This is a genomic window from Chishuiella sp. (assembly GCF_032109125.1).
Taxonomy (GTDB): domain Bacteria; phylum Bacteroidota; class Bacteroidia; order Flavobacteriales; family Weeksellaceae; genus Empedobacter.
The window spans coordinates 38,655-53,696 of sequence record NZ_DAMCLZ010000017.1 but is presented as its reverse complement, the minus strand read 5'-3'; the positions used below and the strand labels follow the sequence as shown (position 1 = coordinate 53,696).

Genomic DNA, 15,042 nt, shown 5'->3' with positions numbered 1-15,042 from the left:
CAGGATGAAAGGTTTATTTTTGATATACTTTTATTAGTCTACCAAAGTTATGGGCATTTAACCATTTTTCCAAAAATTATTGTATATAACTTTGAAATCCAACAAATAAAATGATTTTATTTCTATAGTTTATGTAATTTTCAGAAAATATTTCTATAAATAATATTTAATTTAATAAACTTATAGTTTGTTGAAGGTTTTAATAGTAATAATTTCTTAAGCTAAAACATCTCTAAAATCCTCATTCTTTTCGAATTGTGCTTTTGCAAAAGGGCACAATGGAATTACTTTTATATTATCTTTTCTTACCCAATCTAATATATTTACTAAAATCTTTTTTCCTATTCCTTGTCCACCGTAGGCTTCATCAACTTCTGTATGGTCTATAATAATTTTATTATCACCAGCCCAAGTATAAGTCATTTCTCCAGCTTTTTTATCCCCATCAATTGCAGAAAAAGCTCCTTTTTTACCGTTATCTGTTTTTATGAATTCCATCTGTTTTCTTTTTTATGATTTTTATATTATCAAAAATAAACTTATTTATAATATTTTTTCTTGATGTATGTTAAAAAGAAGTATCAAGTAGTTTGCTAATTATTATAATTGAAATAATGTATATAGAAAAAAATAGTAAGATTCTCTATTGTTGAAATCTTTTAGTTTTCGTAATGTGGAAATAAACGCAATAATTTTCTTTTTAATTCAGTCAATTTAATTGTGTTGTTTTGCTTTTCGTAAATTTCAATTAATATTTTATAAAAAGGTAAATTGTATTTTTCGTTTCTATTATATTCTATTATTTTTTTGCAGTAAATAATTGTTTTTTCTTCATCTATAATTTTTAATACATTCAATAATTTTTCATTGTATTCATTATTATAGTAAATAGGCGTAAAGTAATCAATAGTTTCTTTCAATAAATTATTTTCTATTATTATAGTGAGTAAATAATTATTAATTTCTTGATTATACTTCAATTCATTTTTCTCGATTGACTTTAATTTATTAAGAACATAATCAGCAATTATTTTTTTTCTCTCAATAGAAGAAATTAAATAAATTTCAAAACAAAGTTTTATATGGTTTATTGAAATATAATTTCCAATATTAATAAATAAATCTTCCCAATGTTTCAAACTTATTTTTTCCCATTGTTGCTTAACTTCTATTTTGTTTACGAAAAAAGCATATTTATCAATTACATTCTTTATAAAATTTTCTATTCTAACACTTGTCGTTTTACTTTTATGATGAAATTCTAAAAGTAAATCACAAATTTTTAAAGTTATAGGTAGTACAATTTCTGTAGAAAGTATATTTTGCTCAATATAATCAACAATTGGAGATAAAGACTTTTCTAACAAATCAATAATCTTTTTTACTTCAGAAATAGCAACTTTACCTCGTTTATTTCCTATAACAGATTTTATGCTATCTTTTATTATATTTTCTACTTCGTCAACTGTAAATTGAATTTCTTTTTTCGAAAAATCAAGTAAAAAATGACGTTCAGTTTCCTTATTTGTTTTAAGATAATTACTCAACCAAATTTTTAAATCATCAGGATCTATTTGATTAATCAAAACATCGGTCTCATTTATTTTTTTTAGTCTTTTTCCTTTTTTAGTAGATGGAGTAAATTTTTTATTACATTCTATTTGTTTTATTATAGCAAGTTTGTGTAAACAAAAACTTTTAGTACTATCATTACAATCACAAACATCTTCTACAATTGTATTATGTTTTATAACAATTGAAACATCGTAACTTTCATTACCATCATCAACAAAAGCAATGAAATGATTTTTTTTTACTTCTTCTAGTTCTCTTACAGGAAGTTTTGATGCTTGTAGTAATTTTTTCTCTGAAGTAGATTCTAAAAGTTCTGCTATTTTCATGTAAAAAATATTTCTCTAATTTACTTATTTTTTATTTAAAAACAGATTTTTTGGGCAATCCCTACGGTCGCACTTTTCTTTCCAATCTTTTATAAAAACTATATTTATAAAAATATAATTTTCGTTTTTTATAAAAGGATTCCCATTCCAATCGCTATTGCAATGGAAAGTTTTTTTTGATTAAAACAGATATAATTTTTGTAACAAATCCATATAAACAGTTACTTATATAATAAATACACTATTATGTTTGCGAAAATTATTGGCTTAGAAATTAAATCTTTTATTCGATCAGCTTCCTTGGAAAGGGATTTGTCAATAAAAATATTTTTAGGAGTATTCGGGATTTATTTAGCTGTAATGATGTTTATTTTAGGAATAACATTACATCCAATTTTACAAAAACAATTTCCAGATAGTAAACCAATGTTTATTGTTAATAAGTTCATATTCATATGGTTTATTTTCGACTTTGTTATTAGATTCATGATGCAAAAAATTCCTGTGCTTAATATAAAACCTTTATTAATACAGAACATAAAACGATCTGCTATTGTTGATTTTATATTATGTAAAAGTATATTTTCGTTTTTTAACTTATTAACACCTTTGTTAATAACTCCATTTGTGTTTTTAAATTTTAAAACAAATGATTTTACTACAATAGGTTTAATTGGTTGGTTGATTAATATGTACTCTATAGGGTTAATTATGAATTTTTTGAATATATTATTTCAGAAAAAAATAATGGATAATACTAGATTATTTGTAGCATTTTTAGTTCTTATAGCTGTTTTTTCAGGTTTAGAATATCTTGCTGTTTTTTCTATTACTGATCTATTTGGCAAACTATTTAATCTCATTTTGTATTATCCTTTTTTGTGTTTAATTTCTATTGGTATTTTAATTGTTCTTTATAGTGTCAATAAGAAAAATTTAATGTCAAATTTTTATCTAGATAATTATTTAAAAACAGATTCACAATCTTATAGTGAGAATAATTTTTCTTGGGTTCATCGTTTTGGAGAAGTTGCACCATTTATGCAGTTAGATTTAAAATTAATTTGGAGAAATAAACGTCCAAAATCTACATTATATATGTGTTTGTTTTTTGCTTTTTATGGTTTGATATTTTACCAAAATGATAATTTTAAAGATTCTGCAATGTTAGCTTTTGTAGGTGTTTTTATGACAGGTATTTTCGCTATTAATTTTGGTCAGTTTATTCCTGCTTGGGATAGCTCATATTATCCTCTAATGATGACACAAAATATACCTATGAAACTATATTTAAAATCAAAAGCTACATTAATGTATTTTTCTATAGGTATAATGACAGTACTAACCTCTTTTTATGCTTATTTTGGTTACGATATTTTATTATTAAATATCGCTTGTGCTATTTATAATATAGGAATAAATGTTCCTTTAATTCTTCGATTTGGAGCAAACAATAGAAAGAGAATAGATTTAGGTAAAAGTCAATTTATGAACTATCAAGGTACAGGAGCTGCACAATATTTACTTGCAATACCTCTTGTTTTAGCACCTTGTCTTATTTGGTTTATCTTTAAACTTATTTTTTCTTTTACTATTGCTATTTCTGTTTTAGCAATTATTGGAATTATTGGATTTTTTATGAAAAATTATTTTTATAAATCAATAATAAAATCTTATCAATTAAGAAAATATCAAGCATTATATGGCTTTAAAGAAGACAATATCTAACTATTAAAACTAAGAAATGATTCAAATAAATAATATATCAAAACAATACGGAGTAACAAAAGTTATACATATAGATCATTTAAAAATAAGTAAAGGAGAAAGTGTAGGATTAGTAGGAAATAATGGAGCAGGAAAAACAACGTTGTTTAGTTTAATGCTTGACTTAATTCCTCCTACAACAGGAAATATTACATTGAATGATATTCAAGTGAACAGAAGTGAAGATTGGAAAAAGTTTACAACAGCTTTTCTTGATGAGAGTTTTTTGATTAATTATCTTACTCCAGAAGAGTATTTTTATTTCATAGGAGATTTACGTGGTCAAAATAGAGCAAGCATAGATCAATTTATTACTCAATATAGCGATTTTTTCAATGGTGAAATTCTAGGAAAGAAAAAATATTTAAGGGATTTTTCGAAAGGAAATCAAAAAAAGGTTGGTATTATAGCAACGTTAATAGGTGATCCAAAAATTATTATCCTTGACGAACCATTCGCTAATCTTGATCCATCAACACAAATTAGATTAAAGAATTTGATAAAAGATTTAACTTTAAATAGAGAAAAAACAATTCTTATTTCTAGTCACGATATTAACCATACAGTAGAAATTTCTACTCGAATTATAGCTCTTAACAAAGGAGAGTTGGTAAAAGATATCGAAACATCAACACAGACTTTAGAAGAGTTAGAAAGTTTTTTTACAGTTTAATTGTAATTTTTTATCTAATAAGAATAAACATAAAAATCCGATTAGGTAACATAATAAATCGATCCAAGAAAATGAAGTTCCAATAATTATTCGAGCAGCTTTATTATGTCCTAGACCTATTATATTAACAAAATTAAAATATTGTAATATTTCTACAACAAAAGAAAAGATTAGAGTAAAAATAGCAATGTATATTGGCTTTATTTTGAGAAATGCTTTTATGAAATAGTAAATAAAAATAACAACTAAAATATCTCCTACAAAAGGACGAATAATTTTATCATGAATGTAAATAGCAATAATGACTTCAATAACAAAAATGATAAATGCTATTGTAAATGATTTTAGGTTGAATTTAAACATGTTTATTTTATTTTTATAATTATATTTTTTCCTTTTAAGAATAAATATAAATAATACAAATCGTAATATGTGTAATAATTGATAATAGATAAGGTTTTATATCGCTATCTTTTATAAATTTGCATAAATTTTTATATAATGTGTGATAAAGATCTTCATGATGAAATAGGAGACGAACATTTCTCATCTAGTTTAGAAACTCCTCTAAGAACAGATGCGTTTGATTTGTCACCAGAAGAAAAGATAGAAAAGATAGAAGCGGATTTCCGTAATATCATGGAAACTTTAGGTTTAGATTTAACAGATGATAGTTTAAAAGGAACTCCAAAACGAGTAGCAAAAATGTTTGTGAAAGAAATTTTTGGAGGATTACTACCAGAGCGTAAGCCAGGTATGTCTACTTTCGAAAATAAATATAATTATAACCAAATGTTGGTTGAGAAAGATATTGTTGTTTACTCTACTTGTGAACATCATTTTTTACCAATTGTTGGAAGAGCTCATGTTGGTTACATTTCAAAAGGAAAAGTAATTGGATTATCTAAAATGAATCGTATTGTTGAATATTTTGCTAAAAGACCTCAAGTACAAGAGCGTTTAACAATGCAAGTTGTAAAAGCAATGCAAGAGGCTTTAGGTACAGAAGATGTAGCATGTATTATTGATGCAAAACATTTATGTGTAAACTCTCGTGGTATAAAAGATATCGAATCGAGTACTGTTACAGCTGAATACGGAGGTGTATTTAAAGATAACGAGCAATTAAGAAAAGAATTTATTTCGTACATTGGAATGAAAACTCCTTTCAACGTTTAAAAAAGAATAAGTAAATAAATCCTATAAAATGGTAAAAGAAAATCAATTAAAAGTACATAATTCCCTGTCAGGGCAAAAAGAAATATTCGAACCAATTAATCAAGATAATGTTGGAATGTATGTTTGCGGTCCTACAGTGTATAGTAATGTACATTTAGGGAATGTGAGAACCTTTATGTCTTTTGATATGATTTATCGTTATCTTAAATTTTTAGGATACAAGGTTCGATATGTTCGTAATATTACTGATGCAGGTCATTTAACAGATGATGGAAATGTAGAAAATGATCGTTTTGTAAAACAATCAAAATTAGAAAAATTAGAACCAATGGAAATCGTTCAAAAATATACGGTTGATTTTCATAAGGTTTTAGAAAAGTTTAATCTACTTCCTCCAACTATAGAGCCTACTGCAACAGGACACATATTAGAGCAAATAGCACTAGCAGAAAAATTAATTGAATTAGGTTTTGCTTACGAAGTTAATGGATCTGTCTATTTTGATGTAGAAGCCTACAATAAAAAAGGATTAAATTATGGTGAATTAAGTAACCGTAATATCGAAGAATTGATCAATAATACTAGAGATTTAGATGGTCAAGGAGAGAAAAAAAATCCTGTAGATTTTGCATTATGGAAAAATGCTTCACCAGCTCATATCATGCGTTGGTCATCTCCTTGGGGAGAAGGTTTTCCTGGTTGGCATTTAGAATGTACTGTAATGAGTACAAAATATCTTGGAGATTTCTTTGATATTCATGGAGGAGGAATGGATCTTAAATTTCCTCATCACGAATGTGAGATTGCTCAAGCTAAAGGTTGTAATGGTCATGATCCTGTAAAATATTGGATGCATGCGAATATGCTTACCATGAATGGGCAAAGAATGAGTAAATCAACAGGGAATTATATTTTACCAATGCAATTAGTAACAGGGAATAATGATTTCTTTGAGAAAGCTTTTCATCCTAGTGTTGTACGTTTTTGTTTCTTACAAGCACATTACAGAAGTGTTCTAGATATTTCTAATGATGCAATGTTAGCCTCAGAGAAAGGATACAATCGTTTGGTTGAATCATTAAAAACATTAGAAAATATAACTCCTAAGAAGACATCAACAGTTAATATAACTGAGCTTGAAGCAAAATTATATGCTGCAATGGATGACGATTTTAATACACCTATTTTAATCGCTCATTTATTTGATGCTGTAAAAATGATAAACTCTATCAAAGATAGTTTTGAAAATATTAATGTTGAAGACTTAGATAAATTAAAAACTTTGATGAATGGCTTTGTTCGCGAAGTTTTAGGTTTAGATACAGAAGATATCAATGAGAGCTCTGATAAATTAGATGGTGTTGTAAAAATGCTTATCGAAATGCGTAATCAGGCAAGAGTTGATAAAAATTGGGCTTTATCTGATCAAATTCGTGATCAATTAAGTGATTTAGGTATTCAACTAAAAGATGGATCAGAGGGAACAACATATTCTTTTTAAGAAAGATTTATAATATTTTTAACCCACTTAGAAATAGGTGGGTTTTTTTGTATATCTCAATTTTAGTTTACTTTTGTAACGATTTATTCTATAGGATGAAAAAAACAATCATTGGTTTATTTTTATTAGGAAATGCATTTGCGCAAGCACAAGAAAATGATTCTATAAAAATTTTAAGACCGCTAAAAGGATCATCAACAAATGATTCTGTAACATATTTTAAAACAAAAATTGACGATTTTAAATACTGGACAAATAATCAAAAACCTGAGGTTATTGATACAACATTGAGTATTAAAAATTTTTACAATCAGAATTTTATTAAGAAAGATGCTTTTGGTAAAATATTCTTTCCAAACGTTGGTGGTGTAGTAGTAGATTTAGAGCATACAGATTCTCCTTTTTCTACAAGCATGCTTCCTACAGGGAAAAAATATAATTATTATACAGCTGATGATATTAAATATTATGATGTAAAAAACCCATATACAGAATTTGTTTATGAAAACGGAGTAAAGCAAGGAAGTTTTCTTTCTTCAACATTTTCTCATAACATTAATAAACAATTTAATTATACGTTTCATTATAGAGGTTTAATTTCTGAAGGTCGTTATAAAAATGATAAAGCACAAAATAATACATTTGTTTTTTCATCTAATTATAAAACAAAATCAGAACGATTTAAATTATGGTGGCATTATGCTGCTCAAAATTTGAAAAATAACGAGAATGGAGGAATTACAGATATAGATGATTTTATTTTACAGAAAGAACGTAGACTAACTAATGTTAGTAATATTGATGTAAATTCTCAAACAGCTAAATCTGAATTTAATGCACGTAGAATTCAAGTGAATGCTTCTTATGGAATTTTAAAAAGATTGAATCTGAAAGATTCAACTTACTATAATCCTGTAATTTTGAAAAACACAGTAACTTATGAAAAGCAAAAGTTTAGATATCAAGATTCATCTCCAAATGCAAGTTTATATTCAACTTCTCTAGTTTCAGGAGTCGGCACAAATAATTTAAAGAATGCTACAGATTTTTCGAATGTAACAACAGCTGGTTTTCAGTGGACAGATCGTGTACAAATAGAAGCTGGAGTTAAATTTCAAAATTTAAGTGTTTTTTCTGAATTACCTTTAGTAGCAACAGCTCAAAATACTGATGGAACAGTTTTATATGATATTAATAACCCGAGAGAGATTAAAGAAAATCTTTTTGGTTTTGTAAGTAAAGTTGATTTTGATTGGAATGAGAGATTAAAACTTCGTGGAAATGTGGAGTATTTAGAAAGTCAGAATTATAATAGCGTATATGATATTAATGCTGTATTAGATTTTACTCCAGTAAAAGGCTATACTCTTTCTGTAGGTGCACTTTCTCAAGCAAAAATACCTTCTTTAAATTCAATTTATAATCAGAGTTTCTTTGCTAAATTTAATTATGCTAATCAATTTAAAACAATTGATACACAAAATATATTTGCAAAATTAAATTTAGAAAAAATTAATACTTCACTTGAAGGATCTTTATATAATATAAATAATTATGTTTATTTGGATTCTGATTTAACATATAAGCAATTAGATCAAGATATTAAATATTTTAAATTAAAAGGAGAAAATCATTTACGATTTGGTAATATAAATTTAGTATCAACTATTCAATATCAGAAAGTTGCTAAAAATGAAGATTATATGCCTTTACCAGATTTATTGATAAGAGAAACATTATATTGGCAAGGAGAAATTTATAGTAAAAATGCTCAATTACAAGCAGGTATTAATTTTACTTATTTTACAAAATATAATGGACAGAGATTTATCCCTGTATTAAATGAATTTGCTTTACAAGATCCAAGTAGTACTCAACAAATAGGGGGATACCCTATTATGGATCTTTTTATAAATTTTAAAGTAAGAAATATGAGGTTTTATATCCGTGGAGAACATTTTAATGCTTCATTTTCTAGTAAACCAGATTATTTTGCAGCACCAAATGTCCCTTACAAAGATTTTAAATTTCAACTTGGTGTTAAATGGAATATATTTAGTTAAAATTAATTAAAATATTATATAAAAAAATAGCGATCAAAGATGATCGCTATTTTTATTTAATTAGTTCAATATTAGTTAAATGAATAAAATGATACTTGTCACTTTACTTTTATTTAGAATAATTAAATTTTATTTTTGTGTTAAAATATCTTAATACAAAGAATTATGAGAAAGAATTCATTTCTACTTTCAATTTTATCAATTCTTAGTTTTTCTTCCATCTACGCACAAGAAACTAAGAAAAATACCAATGATTCAATAAATGATCTAGATCAGGTTGAGATTTTTGGTGATAGAAATCGCCAACAGAGGGGATTAGAATCAATTACACGATTTCCAATTTCTTCTCAAAATCAAATTCAATCTATTTCTATAATATCAGATAAATTAATACAAGATCAAGGAGCTTTAACAATTACAGATGCCGTTCGAAATGTACCAGGAGTAACATTGTTTGGATCTTATGGAGGAAATAGGGAATCAATGTCTATTAGAGGATTTAGAGGTGTCCCTATTTTAAGAAATGGTGTTCGTCAAGATTCTGATTTTAGAACTGCTAGTGGAATTGCAGATATGCAAGGTGTAGAATCAATACAAGTAATAAAAGGATCATCAGCTATTACGCAAGGAGTAGGTAGTGGATTAGGTTCTGCTGGTGGAGTTATAAATTTAGTTACAAAAACACCTAGATTTATTAATGCAGCTAATGTTGGCTTAAGAGTTGGTTCTTGGAATCAAGTAAGAACAACTTTTGATGTACAACATGTATTAACAAATGATAAAAGTCTTGCTTTTCGTTTAAATGGAGCTTATCAACAAGGAGATAGTTATAGAGATGTTGTGAAAAATAAAAGATTTTATATACAGCCATCATTAGCTTGGCGTCCTGATGATAAGACTGAGATTATAGCTGAAATGGATTACTTAAATTTTGATGGTGTTCCAGATAGAGGAACAGTTAATTTAGCAGCAGATGATACACAAGCTATTGTTAATATGGGACATCGATTTTTAGGCTTTAATACTGATTTTGATAAAAGTGAAGCTATTACCTACTCTTTTAGAGCAACAAGAGAATTAACAGATAAAATTAGTGTAAGAGCTGCATATTATGCTTCATATAATGATAGGGATCAACAAGGCACAGCGTTAGGTTTAATAAGGGAAAATGGTACAGTTAATTATTTAAAGCGTAGTAGAAGTATGAGTAGATCTACTAGAGATGATAGAAATTCTACTGTACAGATTGACGTTATGGGTAAAAATCTGGAATCTTTAAATGGAATTGGCAAGCTGGTTATGATTATACAAAATATAGAGTTGATGCTAGAAGTTCTGCAACAGTTGCATTAGCAGATAGACAAATAGATAATGTATTAGGTAATATTGATAATACAGTACCATCTAATTTTGATTGGAGTCAAATGAATATGTCTACATATACTCCAATAGATGAAGGATACTACTATGGATTTATGACACAACATCAATTAAATATTACTGATTATGTAAAAGTAGTCGGAGCTTTAAGATGGTCTTTCTCAGGAAGTGATTCTAAAGATGTTCTTGATCCAATGATTGGATTAATGATATCTCCTGTAAAGAATATTAATCTTTTCGGATCATATACAACAACTTCAAGTTTAAGAAGTTCGACAAATCCTTTAGAAGGAGGAGGGACCGTAGGAACATCAAGAACAAAACAAATAGAATTTGGTATTAAAACAGATTGGTTTAATGATCGTTTACGAGCAAATGTTACATACTTTGATATGAAAAATGAGAATCTTTCTTATCAGATTTTAAATAGTGCAGGTAATAATTCAGGGTTTTATGGCTTAGCTGGAGATTTAAAAAGAACTGGTGTCGAAGTTGATATTTCTGGACGTCCTTTACCAAATGTTCAAATATTATTAGGGTATGCATATTTAGATGCAAAATATGAAGATTCTCCTGCCTATGTAAATGGATCTCGTCCTATGAATGCACCAAGAAATACAGCAAATGCATGGGTACAATATAGATTTCAAAATACTAATTCTTTTATTGATGGATTATCATTATCAGCAGGGGTATATTATGTAGGATCACGACCTGTAAATGAGTATACTCAAAAAACAATTATTCATAATACAACTCCTGGAGTAAAACCATTTTTAATGCCAGAATATACAACGTTGAATGCTCAGGTTGGATATTCATTAAAACGTTTTGATTTCCGTATATTTATTAACAATATAACTGATAAAGTTGGTTATAATTCATATTATAGAGGAGGATATATCAATCAAATTGATCCATTCAATATGGCTGGACAGGTTATATTTAAATTATAATCTAATTATTTAAAAATCTTCTCATAAAAATAAAATCCGTTGTTAATTATAACAACGGATTTATTTATTTCTAAAAGTATCAATTAGAATTTGAATGTAGCTCCTACTTGGTAGCGTAATCCATCAATTCTAAATCCATAATTATTAGTTCCTAATGTAGTATCGTTTATAATTTTTTTATCAAAAATATTATAAACTCCAAAAGTCATTTGTAATGATTTTGTAAAGTTAAATACACTTCCTAAATCAAATAAATTATATTCTGGAATTGGAACTGGATTATATGAATTTCTAATAATTCCTCCTGTTGTTTTTCCTCTATAATTCCATCTAGACCATAACTGTAACGTTTTACTAGTATCCCAAGATAATGTTGCATTAGCCATGTTTTTTGGTAATCTTGTTAAGTTTTTCTTATAAAGATCAGGCATTGAGTGGGATAGTGATAATGTTTCTGTATAAGTATAGTTTGCTTTAAGATTTAATTGAGGTAATATTTTTACAGAAGTACTAACTTCTACACCCTTCATTCTAGCTTTATCAATATTATTTCTTTGAGAAACAAAATCATATACTTCTCCATATATTGGTTGAAATCGATCACAAGTATTATCTGGAATGTCTTTATCACAAAGTCTTATTTCAACTAATTTTTCTTTAAAATTAGTTAAGAAAGCTGTTGCACTAATATTGAATTTTTTAGAGTCATCTTCGAACATTGCTGTTGCCTCAAAATTAATACTTTTTTCAGGTTTTAAATTAGGATTTCCAATAATCATAGCATTTCCGTTAGTTCCACCTGTAGCTTGTCCCCAACCAGGAGCAACTGCTCTAAGTGCTGGCGCTTTATATCCAGATGAAATACCACCTTTTACAGTAAAGTTTTTAGTTAAATCATATACTAAGTAAGCTCTTGGAGTAAAGTTGCTTCCGTAATTTTCATCGTTGTCATAACGAGCACCAGTAACTAAATTTAATTTTTCGAAGATTTTCCAATTTGCTTCTGCAAAAAGTGAGAAATTCCAACGAGTTAATTTATCTAATACAACACCATCTACAGCAAGTTGATTTCCTTTGTCTTCAAGATTTTCATAACGATACTCACCACCAAAAGTAATAGTATGTTGTTTTATATTGAAGTTATTTATTGTATTTGCAACTATAGTAGAATAATCCATGCTTCTTGTAGGATTTTGTGTCTTATCGTACTGTAAATATGATTTTGTATGAAAATTATTATAATCACCAGCATGAGAAAGTGTAAATGCATTTCGATCATAATGAGTGTTTGTTGCTTTACCATTTGCAGCTAAAGTTTTTCCAGGTGTTTGGTTTCTTTCTTGTCTATTATGGTTAAATGCAAAACTAAATACATCTTTTTTTGTAGGTGTAAAATCTAATTGGGCATCGACACTCTTTATTATACGTTCTGTGAATCCAAACATAAATTTGTCTTCTTCACGTTTAGAATAGTTTGCACCGATTTTTAATTTTAATAAATCTTTAACAATTGAGCCAGATGTATAACCGTTGATTTGATATGTATTTCCGGCTGCACTATGTGTTTGTACAGTACCATTTGTTCCTAAGGTACCTCTCCATTGATTTGTACTTTTTTTAGTAATGATATTAATAACACCGCCCATTGCATCTGAACCATATAATGAAGACATAGGTCCTTTAATTACTTCTATACGTTCAATTTCTTCGATTGGCGGCATCCAGCCTTGTTCTATTCCAGGACCGTCTGAATTAGGTCTTGTTTCTCTAGAATTTACTCTTTTCCCATCAATTAAAACCATTGTATGAGAGGAGTCTGTACCCCTAATAGAAAAATCACTTGTACTTCCTCCTCCAGTAATAAATACACCAGGTACGTCTTGTAAAGCATCCGTAATGTCACGGTACGCTTTCATTTTTATTTCTTTTTGTGTAATTACAGATATCGTTGCAGGAGCATCTTTTATTTTTTGTTCATAACCACTTCCAGTAATTACTACTTGATCTAATGTATAGTCTGTACTATCTTTTTTTTGTGCATTTAAGTAAAAAGAAGTTCCTACAAAAAGGGTAGCTAGTAAGAATTTATTTAACTTCATGTGTTAATTTTTTTTTAATTATTCTAAATAAATATTGTGCAATATTAACATTTTATTTAGAATAAATAAAATTAACCTTATGTGATTTTACTCACCTTTTATATCAAATGAAGTAATAAATTTAAATAAATACATTAACTTCACTCCATTGAAATTATCAATATATAATGAAAAAAATATTTACAACATTCGTTTTAGTTTTGTTTTCTTTTATAGTTTTTGCTCAAGAAAACAATGGTTCTTTAAAAACAATTCCTGAATTTTCATTTGTTAAAATGCAATCTGACGGAGTATTTGACTCTAAAGAAATAAAAAAAGGTAAACAAACATTGATTGCTTTATTTTCTCCAACTTGTATTCATTGTCAATTGGCTTTAAATCATTTTAATAATAATTATGATGAATATTTAAAAAATGTACAGATTATTTTAGTTTCTGAATACGAAGCAAAGGATGTAATTCCATTCCTAAAAGAACATGCTCCAAAATTTTTAGATAATAAAAATGTAGAATTATTATATGATTCTAATTATGAATTTGCACCTATTTTTCAACCAACTTCTATTCCTACATTTTATTTATTTGATAAGGATAAAAAATTTGTTACAGTAAAAAAAGGTTCTGTAGAAGCTAATCAAATATTTAATTTTATAAAAAAGTAATGATATAATTAAAAAAGAGAGTGTTTTAAGAAAACACTCTCTTTTTTATTTTTGAAGAATATCTAAAATTTTAAAACTTTCTTTTATAGCTTCAATTCTTATTTGAGCAAAATTATCCATATTTGTGTTTGTTGTTGAATTGATATTTAAAGCAAAAAAGTAAACGTTTTTATCTTTTTCTAAATAACCAATATACCAACCAATATTTTCATCTTCACTAATTCCCCAACCAGTTTTTCCACTTAGTATATATTCATTATTTTGCTCTCTAATCATTATATTTTTTAGAATATCATGTGTTTTTTTCTTTATTGGTAGTTTAGAAAAATACAGTCTTTTTAAAAAATCTATTTGTTCCATTTGTGATATTTTAGAACCACCAGTTAGCCAAAAATTATTAATTGTTTTTTTATCAAAAACCATATGATTATAATTCAGTTTTTTTAAATATTTTGACATTCTATCATATCCTATTTTTAGAGCTAATTCTTGGTAACAAGGAACACAAGAAAGACTGAAAGCTTCTTTTAAAGTTAAATCTTTTTCCCAAATAGACATTGCTCTTTTTTCTCCATTCCACTTAAAGATTGTGTTTTCGTCTTTCAAAATATTTAATTCTAATCCAATAATAGAATTTGGTATTTTGAATGTTGATGCAGGTATAAATCCAGTATTAGCCCAATTAAAATTATTAGAATAATATTGATTATTTTGATAATCTAAAATTAGAATTGATCCTTTAACATTGGAATGATTTAAAATTTCTTCAAATTTCATTTCAACTGTATGATTGGATTGAGCATTTACATTAAATCCGATTAAGAAGAATAATAAAATAGCGAGAATCTTTTTCATTTTTTA

13 protein-coding genes are annotated in these 15,042 nt (G+C 26.9%); 8 read left to right on the top strand and 5 right to left on the bottom strand.

The genetic code is table 11. From position 1 onward, the window contains the following. Positions 1–216: 216 nt before the first annotated feature. Positions 217–498: a GNAT family N-acetyltransferase gene (locus RT575_RS14195; protein ID WP_313581726.1), complete on the bottom strand. Its 282-nt coding sequence runs from the start codon at positions 496–498 to the stop codon at positions 217–219. A 161-nt stretch (positions 499–659) separates the two neighbouring features. Continuing rightward, positions 660–1,901 carry a hypothetical protein gene (locus RT575_RS14190; protein ID WP_313581724.1) on the bottom strand — a complete coding sequence of 414 codons (1,242 nt, stop codon included), beginning with the start codon at positions 1,899–1,901 and terminating at the stop codon, positions 660–662. Positions 1,902–2,147: 246 nt separating this feature from the next. Here RT575_RS14190 and RT575_RS14185 point away from each other — a divergent pair, with 246 nt between their 5' ends. Beyond that, positions 2,148–3,629: a DUF5687 family protein gene (locus RT575_RS14185; protein WP_313581722.1), complete on the top strand. Its 1,482-nt coding sequence runs from the start codon at positions 2,148–2,150 to the stop codon at positions 3,627–3,629. A gap of 16 nt (positions 3,630–3,645) precedes the next feature. Beyond that, positions 3,646–4,341, top strand: coding sequence for an ABC transporter ATP-binding protein (locus RT575_RS14180; RefSeq protein WP_313581720.1), 696 nt, complete (start codon positions 3,646–3,648; stop codon positions 4,339–4,341). Here the strand turns inward: RT575_RS14180 and RT575_RS14175 are convergent. Further along, positions 4,318–4,704 carry a DUF2809 domain-containing protein gene (locus RT575_RS14175; RefSeq protein ID WP_313386086.1) on the bottom strand — a complete coding sequence of 129 codons (387 nt, stop codon included), beginning with the start codon at positions 4,702–4,704 and terminating at the stop codon, positions 4,318–4,320. The genes RT575_RS14180 and RT575_RS14175 overlap by 24 nt on opposite strands. A gap of 138 nt (positions 4,705–4,842) precedes the next feature. Between RT575_RS14175 and folE the strand changes: the two genes are divergently transcribed. The 5 genes from folE (at position 4,843) to RT575_RS14150 (ending at position 11,420) form a co-directional block, all read left to right on the top strand. Next, positions 4,843–5,520 carry a GTP cyclohydrolase I FolE gene (gene folE, locus RT575_RS14170; protein WP_313373511.1) on the top strand — a complete coding sequence of 226 codons (678 nt, stop codon included), beginning with the start codon at positions 4,843–4,845 and terminating at the stop codon, positions 5,518–5,520. Positions 5,521–5,548: 28 nt separating this feature from the next. Continuing rightward, entirely contained in the window at positions 5,549–7,021 is a 1,473-nt protein-coding gene (cysS, locus tag RT575_RS14165; RefSeq protein ID WP_313386085.1) for a cysteine--tRNA ligase, read from the top strand. A 95-nt stretch (positions 7,022–7,116) separates the two neighbouring features. Next, positions 7,117–9,084 (top strand): putative porin, encoded by a 1,968-nt coding sequence (locus tag RT575_RS14160; RefSeq protein WP_313581717.1) that lies wholly within the window; start codon positions 7,117–7,119, stop codon positions 9,082–9,084. A 165-nt stretch (positions 9,085–9,249) separates the two neighbouring features. Next, positions 9,250–10,437 (top strand): TonB-dependent receptor plug domain-containing protein, encoded by a 1,188-nt coding sequence (locus RT575_RS14155; RefSeq protein ID WP_313581716.1) that lies wholly within the window; start codon positions 9,250–9,252, stop codon positions 10,435–10,437. After that, positions 10,356–11,420, top strand: a complete 1,065-nt coding sequence (locus RT575_RS14150) for a TonB-dependent receptor domain-containing protein (RefSeq protein WP_313581747.1) — start codon at positions 10,356–10,358, stop codon at positions 11,418–11,420. Before RT575_RS14155 ends, RT575_RS14150 begins: the two co-directional genes overlap by 82 nt. 83 nt (positions 11,421–11,503) lie before the next feature. Here RT575_RS14150 and RT575_RS14145 read toward each other — a convergent pair whose 3' ends face one another. Further along, entirely contained in the window at positions 11,504–13,519 is a 2,016-nt protein-coding gene (locus RT575_RS14145; RefSeq protein ID WP_313581714.1) for a TonB-dependent receptor domain-containing protein, read from the bottom strand. Positions 13,520–13,686: 167 nt separating this feature from the next. Here RT575_RS14145 and RT575_RS14140 point away from each other — a divergent pair, with 167 nt between their 5' ends. After that, positions 13,687–14,181: a TlpA disulfide reductase family protein gene (locus RT575_RS14140; RefSeq protein ID WP_313386081.1), complete on the top strand. Its 495-nt coding sequence runs from the start codon at positions 13,687–13,689 to the stop codon at positions 14,179–14,181. Between the two features lie 45 nt (positions 14,182–14,226). On the opposite strand, the gene blaOXA is transcribed toward RT575_RS14140, so the two are convergent. Beyond that, entirely contained in the window at positions 14,227–15,036 is an 810-nt protein-coding gene (gene blaOXA / locus RT575_RS14135; protein WP_313581712.1) for a class D beta-lactamase, read from the bottom strand. Between the last annotated feature and the right edge of the window lie 6 nt (positions 15,037–15,042).

Bases quoted from the DNA above. Each gene is read 5' to 3' on its own strand.
- RT575_RS14160 (WP_313581717.1), top strand. From the start codon at position 7,117: ATGAAAAAAACAATCATTGGTTTATTTTTATTAGGAAATGCATTTGCG.
- RT575_RS14185 (WP_313581722.1), top strand. From the start codon at position 2,148: ATGTTTGCGAAAATTATTGGCTTAGAAATTAAATCTTTTATTCGATCA.
- RT575_RS14140 (WP_313386081.1), top strand. From the start codon at position 13,687: ATGAAAAAAATATTTACAACATTCGTTTTAGTTTTGTTTTCTTTTATA.
- folE (WP_313373511.1), top strand. From the start codon at position 4,843: ATGTGTGATAAAGATCTTCATGATGAAATAGGAGACGAACATTTCTCA.
- blaOXA (WP_313581712.1), bottom strand. From the start codon at position 15,036: ATGAAAAAGATTCTCGCTATTTTATTATTCTTCTTAATCGGATTTAAT.
- RT575_RS14175 (WP_313386086.1), bottom strand. From the start codon at position 4,704: ATGTTTAAATTCAACCTAAAATCATTTACAATAGCATTTATCATTTTT.
- RT575_RS14190 (WP_313581724.1), bottom strand. From the start codon at position 1,901: ATGAAAATAGCAGAACTTTTAGAATCTACTTCAGAGAAAAAATTACTA.
- cysS (WP_313386085.1), top strand. From the start codon at position 5,549: ATGGTAAAAGAAAATCAATTAAAAGTACATAATTCCCTGTCAGGGCAA.
- RT575_RS14195 (WP_313581726.1), bottom strand. From the start codon at position 498: ATGGAATTCATAAAAACAGATAACGGTAAAAAAGGAGCTTTTTCTGCA.
- RT575_RS14155 (WP_313581716.1), top strand. From the start codon at position 9,250: ATGAGAAAGAATTCATTTCTACTTTCAATTTTATCAATTCTTAGTTTT.
- RT575_RS14145 (WP_313581714.1), bottom strand. From the start codon at position 13,519: ATGAAGTTAAATAAATTCTTACTAGCTACCCTTTTTGTAGGAACTTCT.
- RT575_RS14180 (WP_313581720.1), top strand. From the start codon at position 3,646: ATGATTCAAATAAATAATATATCAAAACAATACGGAGTAACAAAAGTT.